This window comes from Pseudomaricurvus sp. (assembly GCF_965662505.1).
Taxonomy (GTDB): Bacteria; Pseudomonadota; Gammaproteobacteria; order Pseudomonadales; family Cellvibrionaceae; genus Pseudomaricurvus.
The window spans coordinates 301-17705 of sequence record NZ_CBFIHX010000075.1 but is presented as its reverse complement, the minus strand read 5'-3'; the positions used below and the strand labels follow the sequence as shown (position 1 = coordinate 17705).

The following is a 17405-nucleotide window of genomic DNA, read 5'->3' as shown; positions in this document are numbered from 1 at the left end:
AGATCGAAGTGCCTTCTGGCAGGGGTGTCATCGTTCGTACTGCTGGCGTTGGCCGCAGTGCCGAAGAGTTACAATGGGATCTGGATAATCTGCTGAAACTTTGGACCTCCATCCAAACTGCAGCAGACGACGCTCCTGCACCGAACTTCCTGTTCCAGGAAAGTAACGTGCTGTACCGCGCCATTCGCGACTATTTGCGTCTCGACATCGGTGAAATCATCGTTGACCGCAAAGAATCTTACGATCTGGTGCAAGCACTGATCGCACAGATGATGCCCGGCAGTGGCAACAAGGTAAAACTCTACGAAGACGATACCCCGTTATTTAACCGCTACCAGATCGAAAGTCAGATCGAAACCGCTTACGAGCGCGAAGTGAAACTGCCTTCCGGTGGCTCTATCGTAATTGATGTCACCGAAGCTCTGATTTCTATCGACATCAACTCGGCTCGCGCCACAAAAGGTAGCGACATCGAGGAAACCGCCCTGCGCACCAACCTGGAAGCCGCCGACGAGATCGCTCGTCAGCTGCGCCTGCGCGACATGGGTGGCCTGGTGGTTATCGACTTCATTGATATGCAGCCTGTCCGCAATCAGCGCGAAGTGGAAAACCGCATGCGTGACGCCCTGTCCATGGACCGCGCACGCGTCCAGGTTGGCCGTATTTCACGCTTTGGCCTGCTGGAAATGTCCCGTCAACGTCTGCGTCCATCACTGGGTGAAACCACATCCAAGGTGTGCCCACGCTGTAGCGGCCAAGGAACAATCCGTAGCACCAAATCTATTGCCCTGTCGATTCTTCGCCTGGTTGAAGAAGAGGCTCAAAAAGAGCGCAGTGCCGAAATTCGGGCTATTACTCCCGTCTCCGTGGCTACGTATCTGCTGAACGAGAAACGCAAGACCATCTCCGGCATTGAAACCCGCAACGACACTCGTGTTCTGATCGTACCTAACGAGCACATGATGACACCTCACTTCGAGGTTCATCGCCTGCGTGATGACGAAGCCGCCGCTGAAACCAGCTACAAGATTGTCGCCGCACCTGAAGACCACTCAGAAGACGATCTGAAGCCAAAAGCAGATGTTCCGCCACCACCAAAACCTGCTGTCCAGCAATTACAGCCGACTGACATGGCCCCTGCTCCGAAACCTGTTGAGAAAGAAGAGCCAAAGCCTGTCAGCTTGATCACGCGCATCATCCACGCTCTGTTTGGCGATCCTGAAGCCAAGGCTCGCGAAAAAGAAGAAGAGGAAAGACGCCAAAAACGAGAGCAACAGCAGCGTAATCGCAACCAGCGCAACCGTCGCGGCGGCGGCAACCGCAATCGTCGCAACAATAATCGTGATGACCGCAACAACAACCGCGATGATCGTAACAATAATCGCAACAACCGTGATGATCGTGACGAGCAAGGCAACCGTGGCGATAATCGTCGCAATGACCGTCGTTCTGAAAATCGTGACGGCAATCGCAACGAAGCTCGCGGTAACGAAAAACGCAACAACGACAATCGCCGCAATAAACAGCAGGATGATCAGCCGCAAGGTGAGCAGCAACGTGAACGCCCTAACCGTCGCCGCAAACCAAAAACTGACAAGCCGACTGACGCACAACAGGCGCCACAAGAGCAGCAGGCAGAAACGCCTGAAAACGACAACACCGATCGTCCTTCGAAGCGTCCTGCTAACAAACGCGGCAAGCCACAACCTCGCCGTCGCGGTCGTCGCGATAACGCTGAGAACTCAACATCAGAAGATCAATCTCCTGAAAAGCAGGAAGTTGAAGCTCTGAATCAGCAGGTTGGAGACGCTATTGATGCTGACAAGCAACAAAAAGCCGCCTCCAAAGCTCGCAGACCTAAACCTGAAAGCAAAGCGCAAGACCAACAGGAACAGGCACAGCCAGCTGAAAAGGCTCCTAAAACTGCAGAACAAGCTCCTGCACAGGAACGCTTTCAGTTCAGCGAGAAGCCAGCTGCACAGGCCGACGGTGACAACAAACCCGCACCACGCAAAGAGCAGGTGAAAGAGCCTTCAGCCAGTAGTGAGCCTTCAATTAGCAATGAGCCTTCAGCTAATAAAGAGCCTTCAGCCGATAACAAGCCTTCAGCCGATAACAAGCCTTCAGCCGACAGCAAGCCTTCAGCTAAAACCGAACCTTCTGCCAAGAGTGAATCTCCAGCCAAGAAGGAACAACCTTCAGCAGGCAAAGAAGCTCCCGCTGCCAAGGCTCAAGCCGCTGTAACGCGCGAGCAACCCGCTCAAGCCCCGGCAACGGACCAGCCAGTGGAAAAGCCGCAAGCAGCCGAAGCCGAAAAGCCAGCGGAAACGTCACCTGCAGCCTCAGTACAACCTGAAAGCGACAGCCAGGCGAAACCTGCTGAGCAGCAGAAGCCAATCGCAGCAGAACCCGCAGCTAAGGCTCCTGTGGAAAAAGCTCCTGCTGAAGACGTCCAAGCTTCCGCGGAGAAAGAACCCGAAATCGCAAAGCCCAAGACTGCGACTTACAGCCGTCCCAGCAACGATCCACGACTAAACCCACGTCCGGTCGTTAACCTGGAGATCGGCAGCAAAACCATTAACGTGGCTCTGAGCGCACCGCTGGACACATCCAAAGCGGCAGAAATTGCTCACAACCCACGCCCTCTAGAGCGTCCAGCCAATGACCCTCGTCACAAGCGCGGTTAATTGACTTCGGTTCGTTGCGGCTAAACCGCTGCGAACCGGCTCCAGATCACACACAATGTGATCCCCAGAAAAGCCCCTGCTCTGCCAGGGGCTTTTTTCTTTAGCTAACCCCTATTCTTGCTACGCGCTTCTTGAGTGCATCCAAAACAACCAGTTTGACTCTTATTTCCTCGTCTTGATGACTCCCTAATCTGCACTTAACCATTGCTCCCTCCAAACAAGTTCAGGTTTTCCAAAAAAGATCCCTTTTCCTTAAAAAATAATGGGTTAGCGGGTTGCCGTAAGGTTAAACCTCTGTATAATTCGCTTCGTTCCGGTGGGGTGGCTGAGTGGTCGAAAGCGGCGGTCTTGAAAACCGTTGAGTGTAACAGCTCCCAGGGTTCGAATCCCTGCCCCACCGCCATCTACTCTCCTCCAGATACAATCTTTAGCCTCACCAAGGCTACTCATTCTTTTTTATTAAAAATCAGATACTTAATGATTTCGCATAGTTGTGTTAAGTCTCTTGATTTTGGCCACACCCTTTGTATTATTAACCTAACTTTCTGGAACTTATCTTCAACGGAGATTGACCATGCAAGAGATCTACAACACACAGACGCGGACACAGTCCAGCCTCTCGAGTAACAAGGTCTTGAAAAACACTTACATGCTACTCGCCATGACCATGGGCGTGAGCGCCGTGGCCTGCGGTATCTCAATGGCGGTAGGTCTGGGTCAAGGCATTGCCCTGATGATGAACCTGGCAGCTATTGCTCTGGTTTGGTTTGTACTTCCTAAAGTCGCCAACTCCAGTAGCGGCATCTACGTTGTATTCGGCTTCACAGCTCTTCTGGGTGCTTCTTTAGGACCGACCATCAATCACTACCTGGCCATGTCAAACGGCTCACAGATCGTTATGCAAGCCCTTGCAGGCACAGCCCTGGTATTCTTCGGTTTGTCTGGCTACGTACTGACCACCAAAAAAGACTTCAGCTTCATGCGCGGCTTTTTGGTTACTGGTCTGATCGTTGTGGTTTTGTGTGCTCTGGCCATGATGGTTGCAGGTTTCTTCGGTGTTAATATCGCTGGTGTTCACCTTGCCTTGAGTGCTGCGATTGTCTTCCTGATGTCTGGTTTCATCCTGTATGACACAAGCCGTATCATTAACGGTGGCGAAACCAACTACGTGATGGCAACCGTGTCTCTGTACCTGAACATTTACAACTTGTTTGTCAGCCTGCTTCACCTGATTGGCGCAACCAGCAACGACTAAGTTGATCTTGTAAAAGATAGTAAAAGCCCCGTAAGGGGCTTTTTTATGCCTATCTGTTTTATGCCTATCTGTTTTTCAAAAGTATGTAAAAGTCGGCATCAACGACCAACAAGCTAGCAACCCTATCGCCCTCTTCTTGCATATTGCTGATAATATCCACCTATCAACTGCCATTACCCAACACGCATCCCTAAACAAGGTCGAGTTCTCCAGATCCCATGAAGTTTTCGTTAATTGTATACAACTCCCCTGCGGAACAGAGTCCGTTTCACACCGCTATAGACTTTGCACAGACGTTGATACATCAGGGGCACGAACTGTACAGGGTGTTTTTTTACGGCGATGGCGTCTACCACGCCGCTAATGATTCATCCACCCTGCTAAAGACCGATGACTGCGAAAGCGTCAGTCAAAAAAGCGTCAGTCAACGATGGAGTGCACTGGCTCAAGAACATGGGCTAGATCTAGTTGTCTGCGTGACGGCAGCTCTGGAACGAAAGATCGCCAGTGAGGTTAAAGTAGAGTCAGCTTCAAAAGATGGATCCAGGCTCACCCAAACGGACATAATTGGTATTAGGGAAGGTTTTCAACTATCCGGACTTGGACAGCTGGTAGACGCAATCGCAAGCAGTGATCGAACCATCACTTTTCGCTAATCCAGTGGGCCACCGTCGACCATGAAACTTTTGCTACTGATTGATTCCGAACACTCGATCATAAAAGAAAGTCTGGATGCAGCCCTAACCAGCGCTGTATTTGGGCTCGAAGTCAGCCTCTTATTCACTGGGAGCGCAATCAGACATCTTGAGCCCACCAGTTCTGCGCATTCAGCTGCTCACACGGCGAATCAACAAGCGGCCAACAACGAGAAACCAACTGATGCGCTTCAGGATCTGGCACTTTATGGCATAGAAAATGTGTATGTTGCGCAAGATGCTTTAACTCAATCAGACCTCGACGCAGAAAAGCTGACAATAGCGGTTACCCCCCTGGACCAACAAGACGTCGGCACTCTACTCTCTCAGCAAGCCACTGTGCTTCACTTTTAGAGGAAACTTTCCCGTGACTTTACACATCGTCAACCAAAGCCCTCAGCAAGGTGACAGCTTGAGCAAATGCCTGGAGGCGAAACTGGATAGCGATCCGCTGATTTTGATAGAAGACGCCGTAGAAGCCATTTTGGATGAGTCAAAAGTACATATTAATCTGCCCACGGTCTATATACTGATTGAACACCTTGAACAGAAAGGCATTGAGCCTCCACATGGCAGCAGCTTTCAAACTATTGACTACCCTGGCTTTGTAGACCTTTGCGCAAAGCATTCCCCCATCATCAGCTGGTAAGCCATCGGTTTAGCTTGCAGTTGCATTATCCAGATACCAACCGCTACATCTAGACACCAACCGCTACATCTAGACACCAACCACCGCAGTAGTTCCATCCCCTCCACAGGGAATGTTAACTGCTCAACTCTTTCTCTCGGTTCAATTTACACTTTCGGTACCGACTCACCCTTTAAATAGGAACACTTTGTTCTTCAATAGGTAATTCCTTAAGGTGAATCCACGCTTACCCGTGAAACGAAGTAGAGGGAAACTATATGAAAGCAACAGCTCGAAACTTGCTGATTACTTTAGCCATGAGTGCCAGTGCGGCCGCCATTGCTGCTGAAAGCGGCGAGAAGGATCACAAAGAGCCCCTAAGAACTCTCGGCTGGGTAGAGAAGGCTTATCTCATCGAACCAGACTTTCCCCTGAAAGCAAAACTTGATTCAGGTGCCAAAACCTCCTCCCTGGATGCTCGCGTCATTAAGGCGTTCAGACAGTATGGAAAACGCTGGGTACGCTTTGCGGTAGAAAACCCTGCAACAGGTAAAGAGACCGTACTGGTTCGCGAACGAGAGCGCACCATCGGTATTGTGCAGCACGAAGGGGAAAATGAGGTCCGCCCAACGGTCAACATTGAAATCTGTATTGCCGGCATGGAGCGGGAGATAGAAGTTAGCCTTGTAGACCGGGAAAACTTTACTTACCCGCTTCTTATGGGCAGACGCGCCTTAAAACACATTGCCGTTATCCATCCCGGAGAAACATTTATGTCTGATCAAACCTGCGCTAGCGTGACAAAAGATCAGGACAGCTCACCGAAACCCAGCAGCGCAGAATCACCGAATGAGCAGACCGATAATGAACAATCTGTTGATGACGTGGAAGGCACCGGTGAAAACGAATCATCGGGTAATGCCGAAGAGAAATCCGATAAACACTGATTAACCATCCACAAAAAAACGCGCCTTACCGATGTTTGGCGCGCTTTTTACAAGACATTCAATGATAGGTTTTAATCTGACAAACTCTTAGGGCATGGACAGCGGCTCAGAAGAAACAACCACGCCATTGTTGTCTGCATAGACAAACTCACCCGGAGTGAAGGTTACGCCACCAAAGGTGACCCCAACATTCAGCTCACCAATCCCTTTTTTATCCGTCTTCAAAGGGTGTGTATTGAGAGCCTGAACACCCAGATCCAGAGCGCCGATCGCATCAACATCACGGATGCAGCCGTACATCAAAATACCTTCCCAACCATTAGCGACAGCCTTTTCTGCTAACATATCACCTAAACAAGCACGGCGCAGTGAGCCACCTGCATCTACCACCAGTACCTTTCCCTTGCCTGGCTCTGCCACCTGCTCGCGTACCAGTGAGTTATCTTCAAAACATTTGATGGTGACAACTTCACCTCCGAATGAGCGACGACCACCGTAGTTATTGAACATTGGATCCAGAACCCGTACCAGTTCCGGGTACGCGTCACACAGGTCAGGAGTGATGTATTCCATAGTAATTCCTAAAGCAGTTGAAATTTGAAGGGGTTATAACACAACACCGATGACATTGCCTTCGTAGGCAGGCATCAGGGTTTTGAGCGGGGTAGCACAGGCAGAGGATCGGCCGTTCAGCAAGCTGAACTCGAGACCGTGCATGGGGCAACGGATAATACCTTGACGCACCGCGCCGTAGGTCAGAGGGGCTTCCATATGAGGACAGCGATTTTCTATGAGGTACGTACGACCTTCATCCTGAATCAGCAACAGCTCCATACGGCCAATTTTGAAAGCCCGTCGATAGCCATCATGCAGCAGATGAAGCTTCTCCAGTGGATAGAACACGATTCGACTCCCCTCCTGTCTCCAGTAACCCAGTGATATCTGCTGCCAGACTGGCGACTTTTGCCGAATCCGTCAAGGTAGGCAACACCTGAGACTGAGAGAGCTCATCATCCATGCTGACAGAGTCCAGCATCGGAGCCAATATTTCCTGTGACTGTAGCGCCTTGAACCCATCATCCAGCTGCTGCAAACCCTCTTCCGAGGCCAACCAGTGAATTCTGCGATCCAGCCCTGACAGCTCCGTCCAAAGGTCCAGACCGAGGCTTTTACCGCGGCGCGCAAACCACTGACTTTCTTTGACCAACCCCTGAAGAAACGAAACGGGTTCTGGTTCAGGGCCGTTCAGCAAATCCATTTTGGCCTTACCCGCAGCCAATAAGGAGGAGACCCCAGGAATACGTGACCACTTGGCGCGAAAGAAGGGTACGCCAGCGCCAATGAAAACCCCGTCCGCCCCACCGTAGAACGATTTCAACGCCACAGAGGCCAACAGGGCTCCAGCCCCGGTGCCATAACCCAGCCAGTTTACTGTTTGACCAGATTGCTCAGCAACGAATCGCTCCACAGCAGGTAAATCATAACGGGTGTAATCCTCAAGCGTATTTTGGTCATAACACTGATTAATGGGTGACAGGCCATGCCCCCGAAATTCCAGCAACCAAACATCGATTCCATTATTCACAAGTGCCTTGGCCAAACAGTCGCCAGACTCCGCCCACCACAGGCGACGATTCTGGTAGCTACCGTGAACCAAAACCAAAGCGGGCCCCTGTGTTTTTTCGGCCACCCCATCATCAAGCTTTGACAGGTGCGTCAGGCTCAACTCAACGGATTTATCCGGGCTGTTGTTGGGTTTAATAAGGTACACATCTTCCGCAAGACCTTGCTGGACTTCGGCGCTCATCAAACGTGCGGGGAAATAACGACTGCTACTTTTCACGGAGAATCTCATCCTTAAGAGAAACGGTAGAAAGGTCTAAATTCATTTTGCTTTTTACCAATTGCTTATGATCATTCAAACTGACCATGCGTTTACCAGTTGCCAGTGTGTTTTTTGCACAACAAGAAACTAACCTGTTGAGTTCGGCCTAATGACTTGGTGTACTCAGTTTAATAATCGCCTTGTGCCGCGAGCTGGCTGAGCACGTATAACCATTACCCATTTTACACTGAAGCCAATAAACAACCGCATAGATTTAAGCCTAGCCGGAGAAAATCATTTGAGCCAACAGATTTCACAACAAAATCATAAAAAGCAAAAAGACTTCCGCCGCAGTGCTTACACCAACAACAAAAACACTCAATCGCTTCCCGGATAAATTTTCTTCTCCAACTTTCTATGACGTGTCCGATTCCTACATGAACAATCAAGTCAACACATCGATCCAGGTTAACCGTATAGAAAAAAGTTGATACACCCTCTACAATGCCGCGCTCTGGCAACTGGTTGCAATGGGTGTCCGCGCGATACACTCCAGACCTGCTCTGCGATACACTGACGCACTACTGGCCATGCCGTTTACTTGAATACCCGCCCCACACCGGAACTCACTCAATGCCCGCCACGCAAGACTACCTCACCTTTAGCTTGCCTTATGAGCAAACCAGCTCAGGGTATTTTAAGGCCATCAGAGGTTTGGGCTGGCCAATCTGGCTGGATAGCGGAGAAGCAAATCAACACCGCGGCCGCTACGATATTTTAAGCGCAGCGCCCACCAAAAAACTGATTGCAGAGAACCAGACATCTGGATGCAAATGCATCGCTACCGATGGCTCCGCAACACTCTATTACAAAGACGCATGGGAAGCCCTGAACAGCGAACTCAACCTACTTCCCCAACCAGCAGTCAGTTCCGAAGTTCAAGACAAGCAATCCGAAGCGCTGCCGTTTAACAGTGGCTTTATGGGCTACCTGGGCTATGACCTGGGAAGACAGATCGAATCCCTTATTGATCTACGGGAAGATGACTGCGGCCTGCCATTGATGCAGATGGGGTATTATCAGTGGGCGGTCGTACAGGACCACCTGCTGCAACAAACCACACTGGTGGGGGAACACGAGCTAGGACAGGAGTTTTTAGAGAGCCTGCGACAGAGCATCCTTCGACCTCAGGGGCAGCTCGATGACCTTCCAGACAGACCTTTTAAAATCAATGCGTTAACGAGCAACTTTGAAGAAGAGGATTATCAGCAACAAATCGCTCAAATTCGCCGTCACATCAACGCAGGCGATTGCTACCAGGTCAACTTCTCTCAAAGGTTTAACGCACATTACGACGGTGATCTGCTGGAAGCCTATTTAAAATTGAGAGCAGCACTCCCCTCTCCGTTCTCCTGTTTTTTCGAAACAGACGATGGTGCAGTACTCAGCCTGTCCCCTGAGCGGTTTATCCTGAGTGCCGACAGTCAACTTCTGACTCAGCCGATCAAGGGCACCGCACCCAGAGGAAAAACGACCGAGCAGGACAAAGCTCTTGCCCACGAGCTGCAACACAGCAGCAAGGATCAAGCTGAAAACCTGATGATTGTCGATTTGCTGCGCAACGATTTGAGCAAAGTCTGTCAGCCGCACAGTGTGCAAACTCCCAAACTCTTTAATCTGGAGAGCTACGCCAATGTGCACCATCTGGTCAGCAGCGTCACGGGCGTCCTGAAAAGCGGCATCTCTCCTATCGATATACTGGCTGCCAGTTTTCCCGGCGGCTCAATCACCGGCGCCCCGAAAATCAAAGCGATGGAAATCATTGAGCAGCTTGAGAGAAGTCGCCGCTCTGTCTACTGCGGCAGCATGGGCTACATCGATCGCTCGGGACGAATGGATACCAACATTGCCATACGGACGATTGCAGCCAACGCGGATGAGCTGTTTATCTGGGGCGGTGGCGGAGTTGTCTCTGATTCAGACCCTAAAAAAGAGTATCAGGAGTCACTGACCAAGATCGGTCTTATTATGGAGACCCTGAAAACCCCCTCTTCCAAGCCAGACGTCTCGGACAGCTAGACGTAACGGACAACTAGAAGTAACGGACAACACGACTTCAAAAACGAGACGATCTTAAAAACTAAAAACCCCGGGAGCTTTTTCAAGCTACCCGGGGTTTTTATACGGTTCTCTGGATCAAGGTATCTATGTTCTGATCGCACCCAATCCAACACCTGAAATTACAAAGTCAGAGGGCGAATGCTCGCTTTAATGAACTCTTTTTTCAGGTCTTCGTACGTGTGAACTGCTGGATACTGAGGAAACTCAGCAATCACATTGTCAGGTGCATGAAACAGAATACCTGCGTCAGCCTCGGCCAGCATGGTGGTGTCGTTGTATGAATCACCCGCTGCAATCGTCCTGTAATACAGCGACTTCAGAGCAACGATGGACTGACGCTTGGGGTTCGCCTGACGAATGTTGTAGTCGGTCACACGGCCTGACTCATCGACGGTCAATTTGTGACACAGCAATGTCGGATAACCCAATTGCTTCATCAGCGGGCCGGCAAACTCGTAAAAGGTATCGGACAGGATAATCACCTGAAAGCGTTCACGCAGCCAGTTCACAAACTCCTGAGCGCCATCCAAAGGGCTTAAGGTTGAAATCACTTCCTGAATTTCATTCAACCCCAGCTTATGCTTGTCCAGCTCTGCCAGACGCATGGTCATCAATTCATCGTAATCAGGAATGTCCCGGGTGGTGGCCTTTAATGCCTCAATACCGGTTTTTTCCGCAAATTTAATCCAGATCTCAGGAATCAGTACCCCTTCCAGATCCAAGCATGCAAGTTCCACAGACGAGCTCCTAGTGAACGTTGATTATCATCATCACCGAGTCGGCATTAAAACCGGCAACCCGACGAAACGCAGCAATCTACCCTGTTCCTCCGGACGGTGCAATCCAACTTTACCCAGACACTTGTATCCCGGCGGGTGGCGGGCAATTCTTTCCACGTGGAACTCTTAACAAATCGGATAAACTAGCGACTACAACTGATTAAATAATAAGCAGTAATGATAAAACCACATCCAATTTAAAGGGGTTAGAGGTTTGCAGAAGCTAACCCAATCGCCAAACAGAGCAAAACTAACGCAAACAAATCATATTTCAGCCAATGTTCCACGGCGACAGCAGGGAATCTAAGTTGGCACTGCATTTACTCTCTTTGGTTATAACGCTATTGCTCGAGATTATTTTTAAGTTATCAAGAGCTCTGGTATCCTTCGCGGCTATTGAAAGTAGCTATTAAAAGTACCCATTGATAAGTACACGTTGATAAGTACACATTGAAAGTACAGATCAAACATACAGCTCCCTTAACCGTTCCATTTAGCCTTAAGTCAGACATTTAGGACAGAAGCATGTCTCAGCAACCCGATTCCCAACTACTCAATACCGTTGATCTTGATAAAACATTGCAAGAACAGAGCCCACAGGAAATCCTGAAGTTTGCGATTGAGACTTTTGGCAACCTGGCCATATCGTTCAGTGGTGCTGAAGACGTGGTCCTGGTGGATATGGCCCACAAAATCGATCCAGATGTCGAAGTTTTCTGCCTGGATACCGGACGCCTGCACTCCGAGACCTACCAGTTTATTGAGAAAGTACGGAACCACTACGACCTCTACATTGATGTTCTCAGTCCAGATGGCGATGCCGTCCGTGAGCTTGTGCAGGAAAAAGGCCTGTTCAGCTTTTATGAGGACAACCATCAGGAGTGCTGTGGCATCCGAAAAATTGCCCCTTTACGCAGCAAACTGCAAGAAGTTGACGCCTGGGTAACAGGGCAGCGCAAAGATCAAAGCCCCGGTACTCGCGCCCAGATCCCCGTCATTCAGGACGATAAAGTCTTTGCGAGACCTAATGGCACTCTGACCAAGTTCAACCCACTGGCCAACTGGACGTCAGATCAGGTTTGGGACTATATTCGCAGCAACAACGTGCCTTATAATTCCCTTCACGACCGTGGCTTCATCTCCATTGGCTGTGAACCCTGTACCCGCCCTGTCGGTCCAGGTCAACACGAACGCGAAGGTCGCTGGTGGTGGGAAGAAGCCACTAAAAAAGAATGTGGTCTGCACTCCACCAATATCGACAAATAGTCCGCAGTTGAGTCGGACTCAGAGAGGATGCTTTAGTGAAAATCACACTGGTAAAGAAAATCTTGTCCGACGGATCACCCTGCAAAAAGTGTGGTGACGTACTGAACAAACTGGAAAGCAACGATCAAATGAAGTTCATCGACGAAGTTCTAGTCGCTGATGAGCGCGATCTTGAAAGTCCGGGCATGAAACTCGCCGCCGAATTAAACGTAAACCGCGCCCCATTCTTCGTAGTGGAGCGCATGGGTGAAGCACCAGAAGTCCATACCGTTTACTTTAAGTTCGTTAAGGAAGTTCTCGATCAGAAGACCAACGAGAAAGAAGAACTTAAAGAGATCATGAACGACAACCCTGATCTGGACTATATCTAGGATCTGGCTCGTTTACGATATCCAAGTCGCTATGTATACCTGAGTCGCTTTCCATACTTGAGCCGTTTTTCTTTAAAGCAGCTCTAAAAAAAATCGGAAAATCGGACAACCAAAAGTCCGGCACATAAAAAAGGAGGCTTACGCCTCCTTTTTCATTTAACCAGCCGCGCTCTTAATAAGTGGGCAGGTCGATACTGGAAAACAGCTCTTCCACTTCACTTTTCGAATGACGATTCAGCGCATCAGTCACCACTTCACGAGTCAGGTGCGGTGCAAACAACTCAATAAACTCGTACATATAGCCACGCAGGAAGGTTCCTCGTCGGAAACCAATCTTCGTAGTGCTTGGCTGGAACAGGTGACTGGCATCCAAAGCCACAAGATCACTGTCCAGCTCTTCGTTGTAAGCCATCTTGGCGATAATCCCAACACCCAGCCCCAAACGAACATACGTTTTGATAACATCCGCATCAGCAGCAGTAAAAACTACTTTAGGTGCCAAACCACGCTCAATAAAAGCTTCATCCAGCTTCGAACGGCCGGTAAAACCGAAAACATATGTCACCAGTGGATGCTTGGCCACATCTTCCAACGACAGGCGTGAGACCTGACAAAGCGGGTGGTTTTTCGGCACCACAATGCACCGATTCCAGCGGTAGCATGGCATCATGATCAGATCACTGAACAATTCCAGAGCTTCCGTGGCAACCGCAAAATCCACAGTGCCGTCGGCAGCCATTTCTGAAATCTGCATCGGAGTCCCTTGATGCATATGCAAAGAGACATCAGGGTAGCGTTCAATAAAGGTTTCTATAATGTTCGGCAGAGCATAACGGGCCTGGGTATGGGTCGTTGCCAGTGACAGGCTGCCCTTCTTCTCATTACTGAACTCCTGAGCCACCTGCTTGATGCTCTCGACCTTGCGAAGTATCTCTCCGGCCGTCTTCAGGATGGCCTCGCCAGCAGGTGTAATACGAGTTAGATGCTTTCCGCTTCGAGAAAACACTTCAACGCCCAGCTCATCCTCAAGCAAGCGAATTTGCTTACTGATACCCGGTTGCGATGTATACAGACTCTGGGCGGTCGCAGATACATTTAAATCGTGGTGGGCAACTTCCCAAATGTATCGCAGTTGCTGCAGCTTCATAAGCCCTCCAAATGGCCTAGTACTGAGAATTCAATTATAAAAATATAAAAAAATATTCTTTTCCAGAATAGTTACTAATCCGTATATTTACCAGCTAAATTGCTAAATCGCTTATAGCCAGTCTCCTCTCAATAACCATAGTCTATATAGCCATGGAAATCTTACTTTATATCTTTGCCGGAGCCGCAGTAGGCTTGGCGGTTGGAGTCACCGGCGTCGGCGGTGGCTCATTGATGACTCCGCTGCTGATTTTGTTCGGGTTTCCCTACAATGTGGCTATTGGTACAGACCTCTTATACGCCTCTATCACCAAGGCCGGCGGGGTCATCTCTCACCAGCGCGAGAAGAACATTGACTGGTCTATTGTTATGGCTTTGGGAGCCGGAAGCCTTCCTGCCGCCATCGTCACCACGCTGCTCTTAAGGACCGTGTTCGGTCACGCCGATCAGTATAAAGACCTGCTGACCACCAGCCTGGGCATTATGTTGCTGATTACTTCACTTGTTCTTCTATTCAAGTCGCGCATAAAATCTAAAGAGCCATCTGCCCCAGCCAAATGGCTGCAAAGACACGCCAAACCGGTGACGGTCATCATGGGGGTTTTCCTGGGGGTATTTGTCACATTGAGTTCTGTAGGCGCTGGCGCTATTGGCACTGCGATTCTGATGGTGCTCTATCCAATGCTAAAAGCCAGAGAGATTGTCGGAACCGATATTGCGCACGCAGTCCCCCTGACGCTCATCGCCGGCCTCGGTCATCTTATTTTCTTGGGGAATGTGGATTTTGTACTGCTCGCATGCCTGCTGATGGGCTCTCTGCCAGCGGTCAGTCTGGGCACCAAGGTGGGTGCCCGACTCCCCAATCATGTCTTACAACCCATTCTGGCTATTATTTTGATGGGGCTGGGTATTAAATTCGCCGTGTTTTAAGCACGTTAGCTGCTTTTAACTTCACAAAAGAGCCGCTAAGCGCCCCTCACTCTCCTGAGAGAGAATTAGCCACGCCTTACCGACTGGCCGCTGAAGCGACTTTATACCAGTTTCGCGGGCTGATCATGGGCACCATATACACTGGCACCTTGGACAACTGAAGCACTCTGGCTGTCACGGAACCCAATACATTATTTCCCATGGACTCCGGGCCATGGCTGCCCATCACGATCAAGTCAGCATTCAGCCGCCTGACCTCACTTAATATCACTTCCGCAGGTTTCCCCTGAATCACGGAGACGTCGTCAAAGCAATCATACTGGGGGGCAGAATCACTACGTTCGTGCTGGAGAGAGGCCAGAATGCGGGATTTAATGGACTGCAACAATCGACATTCAGGTTCGGACTGGCTGGCTGCACAAGTGCTGGCGTCTTTAGGGCTGTCACCGCCTATATAACTGGCAACAATCGCTTGCGCGTAGCTGTTAAGAGGCTCAACCGCATGCACCACAACCACTTTGGCGTGGATTGTGGAGGCTAGCTCCAAAGCATGCTCCATAGCGTGTGAGGAAAAAGGCCCTAGATCCGTGGCAAATACAATCTTTCGAATCATTCTACCGCTACCTTTCAGCGAGGAGACAACAACCCTTTAGTTAGTCCCCGTTTACGTGAAGGATAGCAGGCTATAGAGGTTTTAGCCGTCTAATCGCCTTCTTTGATTAACTCGTTGGCAATGCCATGCGGAACATGTCCGGTAGCCACATGGGTTCTGGCGGAGTCACAGAGGGTTTTCTGGTCGTCAAAGAACACATCTGCCCCATAAGCTTTAAGAAACTCGCCTTTATCCATCCCCCCGAGAAACAGGGATTCATCAATACGAACCCCCCAAGCTCTCAGTGTACGAATCACCCTCTCATGTGCTGGAGCCGATCGAGCAGTCACCAAGGCCGTGCGAATGGGAGGCTGATCATTGCAGAACTCTTTTTGCAGACTTTGCAGTGCTGATAAAAACGCTTTGAATGGGCCGCCCGATAGAGGTTTCATCGCCGAGGCTTTTTCACTTTCGGTAAAGGCTTTTAAGCCCTGCTGTTTGAAGATACGCTCGGACTCATCAGAAAAGAGAACGGCATCGCCATCAAAGGCAAAGCGGAGTTGGTCACCGTGTTCAGTCTGGGATGAGGAAGCCATCAAGGTGGCAGCGGCAATGCCGTGATCAAGAGCGTGACGAACGTCGTCAGCATCCGTCGAGAGAAACAAATGGCAACCGAAAGCGGAAACATAGCGATACGGGCTTTCGCCACCACAAAATGCCGCTCGGGAGATATTCAATCCATAATGCTCAATAGAGTTAAACTCCCTTAAGCCGGTGTCTGCACTGTTGCGGGAGAGCAAAATCACCTCAACCCGCGGCTCTCCTGGCAACTGCTCATTGAGACGAAGAAGCTTCTGCACCACAAAAAATGCATCACCAGGCTTAAGCACATCGTTTTCGTGTTCGATTTGATAGCGGGAGTAAGCTTCCAACCCCTCTTTTTCAAAGACAGCGTGGCTATCACCCAGATCAAACAACGCCCTCGATGAAATGGCCAGAACCAGCTTTCGATCATTCACACTTGCCATACTGATACCCTACCCCCTGATCTGGTCATCCCTTATACGACGACAGATCATGCCTTATACACGACGAAAAAACACTGTAACGATGATTGTGACAATATTTCCCGCTTGAGTCTAAACCCGCTGTTGCAGCCTAAAAACTGAACTCGGATCGCTGAGGGAAATTCCCAAAAACCCCGCCAGTGTGCACGAAAACAATATCTTTAGCGTCTGACATGCGGCCCGCCTTCACTTCTTCGATTAACCCGTAAAATGCCTTGCCAGTATACACGGGGTCCAGCACCACACCCTCAGTACGCGCCAGCCAGCTTATTGTGTCAAAAACTTCCTGATCGGCTTTTGCATAACCCGGCCCTATATAACGGTCATTCACAAGAATGTTGCACTCGTCAGCCGCTCTGATTTTCTCTCCCAACAGGGATTGATAACGCTGCTGCCAGTCGGTCATATCCGCTCGTACTTTGTCATGAAAATACGCTTCATCGTCACACACCGCCATACCAATCACCTGCGAGCTCCACCCCTGAAGATAGGCCCCCAGAGTCAATCCAGCTTGGGTTCCACCGGATCCAGTTGCCATCACAATATGGCTGGGCACGATCCGTTCACGACTAAAATCCGCACCCAATTCTTTGCAGGCTGCGATATACCCCCAAATGCCAATTCCGTCACTGGCACCAGTGGGTATGACAAACGGCTTGCGCCCCTCTTGCCTAAGCTCTTCAGCCGCTTGATCCAGCAGACTGGGTAGCGAACGGGCAAAGCCCTTTACCGGGTATTGCTTGATTTCAGCACCAGCGAGGTAATCCAGCAGTAAATTGCCATCCGCAGCCTCATACGTCTCTCCTCTGAGCACCAGAACCACCTTGAGTCCAAGTTGCGCCCCAAGCAATGCTGTTGCCCGACAATGATTGGATTGCAGGCCACCACAAGTGACAATACTGTCACATCCTTGCGCCAAAGCCTCTGCCAGGGTGAATTCCAGCTTGCGAACCTTGTTACCACTCAAAGTACACCCTGTTAGATCATCTCGCTTCATCCAGATATTGACGCCGAGCTCCCCGGATACACGGGATAAACACTGCAACGGCGTGGGGGTTTGAGCCAGATTGAGACGAGACGGGAAGGACAACATGGG

Annotated in this window: 18 protein-coding genes and 1 tRNA gene; 11 read left to right on the top strand and 8 right to left on the bottom strand. The window is 50.1% G+C overall.

Features of this window, described 5'->3' with window-relative positions:
• The 7 genes from ACTG33_RS11255 to ACTG33_RS11225 all read left to right on the top strand — a co-directional run.
• A partial coding sequence (locus ACTG33_RS11255) for an Rne/Rng family ribonuclease (RefSeq protein WP_439135309.1) occupies positions 1 to 2687 on the top strand: 2687 nt, incomplete at its 5' end.
• A gap of 315 nt (positions 2688 to 3002) precedes the next feature.
• A tRNA-Ser gene (locus ACTG33_RS11250) sits at positions 3003 to 3090 on the top strand.
• Between the two features lie 171 nt (positions 3091 to 3261).
• Positions 3262 to 3942, top strand: coding sequence for a Bax inhibitor-1/YccA family protein (locus ACTG33_RS11245; RefSeq protein ID WP_439135308.1), 681 nt, complete (start codon positions 3262 to 3264; stop codon positions 3940 to 3942).
• A 218-nt stretch (positions 3943 to 4160) separates the two neighbouring features.
• Positions 4161 to 4598, top strand: a complete 438-nt coding sequence (tusD, locus tag ACTG33_RS11240) for a sulfurtransferase complex subunit TusD (protein ID WP_439135307.1) — start codon at positions 4161 to 4163, stop codon at positions 4596 to 4598.
• A 21-nt stretch (positions 4599 to 4619) separates the two neighbouring features.
• Positions 4620 to 4991 carry a DsrE family protein gene (locus ACTG33_RS11235; RefSeq protein WP_439135306.1) on the top strand — a complete coding sequence of 124 codons (372 nt, stop codon included), beginning with the start codon at positions 4620 to 4622 and terminating at the stop codon, positions 4989 to 4991.
• Between the two features lie 13 nt (positions 4992 to 5004).
• Positions 5005 to 5286, top strand: a complete 282-nt coding sequence (gene tusB / locus ACTG33_RS11230) for a sulfurtransferase complex subunit TusB (protein WP_439135305.1) — start codon at positions 5005 to 5007, stop codon at positions 5284 to 5286.
• A 257-nt stretch (positions 5287 to 5543) separates the two neighbouring features.
• Positions 5544 to 6212, top strand: coding sequence for an ATP-dependent zinc protease family protein (locus ACTG33_RS11225; RefSeq protein WP_439135304.1), 669 nt, complete (start codon positions 5544 to 5546; stop codon positions 6210 to 6212).
• An 87-nt stretch (positions 6213 to 6299) separates the two neighbouring features.
• Here the strand turns inward: ACTG33_RS11225 and rraA are convergent, their stop codons facing one another.
• The 3 genes from rraA to ACTG33_RS11210 are packed head-to-tail and all read right to left on the bottom strand — an operon-like array spanning position 6300 to position 8055.
• Complete coding sequence (gene rraA, locus ACTG33_RS11220; protein ID WP_439135303.1) at positions 6300 to 6785, bottom strand: ribonuclease E activity regulator RraA; 486 nt, start codon at positions 6783 to 6785, stop codon at positions 6300 to 6302.
• 33 nt (positions 6786 to 6818) lie between these two features.
• Positions 6819 to 7115 carry a Rieske (2Fe-2S) protein gene (locus tag ACTG33_RS11215; RefSeq protein ID WP_439135302.1) on the bottom strand — a complete coding sequence of 99 codons (297 nt, stop codon included), beginning with the start codon at positions 7113 to 7115 and terminating at the stop codon, positions 6819 to 6821.
• Positions 7078 to 8055 carry an alpha/beta hydrolase gene (locus ACTG33_RS11210; protein ID WP_439135301.1) on the bottom strand — a complete coding sequence of 326 codons (978 nt, stop codon included), beginning with the start codon at positions 8053 to 8055 and terminating at the stop codon, positions 7078 to 7080. The genes ACTG33_RS11215 and ACTG33_RS11210 overlap by 38 nt, the downstream gene beginning before the upstream one ends.
• Before the next feature lie 615 nt (positions 8056 to 8670).
• Here ACTG33_RS11210 and pabB point away from each other — a divergent pair.
• Complete coding sequence (gene pabB / locus ACTG33_RS11205; RefSeq protein WP_439135300.1) at positions 8671 to 10116, top strand: aminodeoxychorismate synthase component I; 1446 nt, start codon at positions 8671 to 8673, stop codon at positions 10114 to 10116.
• Positions 10117 to 10277: 161 nt separating this feature from the next.
• Here pabB and thrH read toward each other — a convergent pair whose 3' ends face one another.
• Positions 10278 to 10895: a bifunctional phosphoserine phosphatase/homoserine phosphotransferase ThrH gene (thrH, locus tag ACTG33_RS11200; RefSeq protein ID WP_439135299.1), complete on the bottom strand. Its 618-nt coding sequence runs from the start codon at positions 10893 to 10895 to the stop codon at positions 10278 to 10280.
• A gap of 567 nt (positions 10896 to 11462) precedes the next feature.
• Here thrH and ACTG33_RS11195 point away from each other — a divergent pair.
• Positions 11463 to 12203 carry a phosphoadenylyl-sulfate reductase gene (locus ACTG33_RS11195; protein ID WP_439135298.1) on the top strand — a complete coding sequence of 247 codons (741 nt, stop codon included), beginning with the start codon at positions 11463 to 11465 and terminating at the stop codon, positions 12201 to 12203.
• 35 nt (positions 12204 to 12238) lie between these two features.
• Positions 12239 to 12574 carry a hypothetical protein gene (locus ACTG33_RS11190; RefSeq protein ID WP_439135297.1) on the top strand — a complete coding sequence of 112 codons (336 nt, stop codon included), beginning with the start codon at positions 12239 to 12241 and terminating at the stop codon, positions 12572 to 12574.
• A gap of 172 nt (positions 12575 to 12746) precedes the next feature.
• Here the strand turns inward: ACTG33_RS11190 and cysB are convergent, their stop codons facing one another.
• Positions 12747 to 13721 carry an HTH-type transcriptional regulator CysB gene (gene cysB / locus ACTG33_RS11185; RefSeq protein ID WP_439135296.1) on the bottom strand — a complete coding sequence of 325 codons (975 nt, stop codon included), beginning with the start codon at positions 13719 to 13721 and terminating at the stop codon, positions 12747 to 12749.
• Positions 13722 to 13873: 152 nt separating this feature from the next.
• Here cysB and ACTG33_RS11180 point away from each other — a divergent pair, with 152 nt between their 5' ends.
• Complete coding sequence (locus ACTG33_RS11180; protein ID WP_439135295.1) at positions 13874 to 14650, top strand: sulfite exporter TauE/SafE family protein; 777 nt, start codon at positions 13874 to 13876, stop codon at positions 14648 to 14650.
• Positions 14651 to 14726: 76 nt separating this feature from the next.
• Here ACTG33_RS11180 and ACTG33_RS11175 read toward each other — a convergent pair whose 3' ends face one another.
• The 3 genes from ACTG33_RS11175 to ACTG33_RS11165 form a co-directional block, all read right to left on the bottom strand.
• On the bottom strand, positions 14727 to 15263 hold the full coding sequence (locus ACTG33_RS11175; protein WP_439135294.1) for a universal stress protein: 537 nt from the start codon (positions 15261 to 15263) through the stop codon (positions 14727 to 14729).
• Positions 15264 to 15352: 89 nt separating this feature from the next.
• A complete protein-coding gene (locus ACTG33_RS11170; RefSeq protein ID WP_439135293.1) occupies positions 15353 to 16270 on the bottom strand; it encodes a 5'-nucleotidase in 918 nt (305 codons plus the stop codon).
• A gap of 130 nt (positions 16271 to 16400) precedes the next feature.
• Complete coding sequence (locus ACTG33_RS11165) at positions 16401 to 17402, bottom strand: D-cysteine desulfhydrase family protein (RefSeq protein WP_439135310.1); 1002 nt, start codon at positions 17400 to 17402, stop codon at positions 16401 to 16403.
• Positions 17403 to 17405 lie beyond the last annotated feature (3 nt).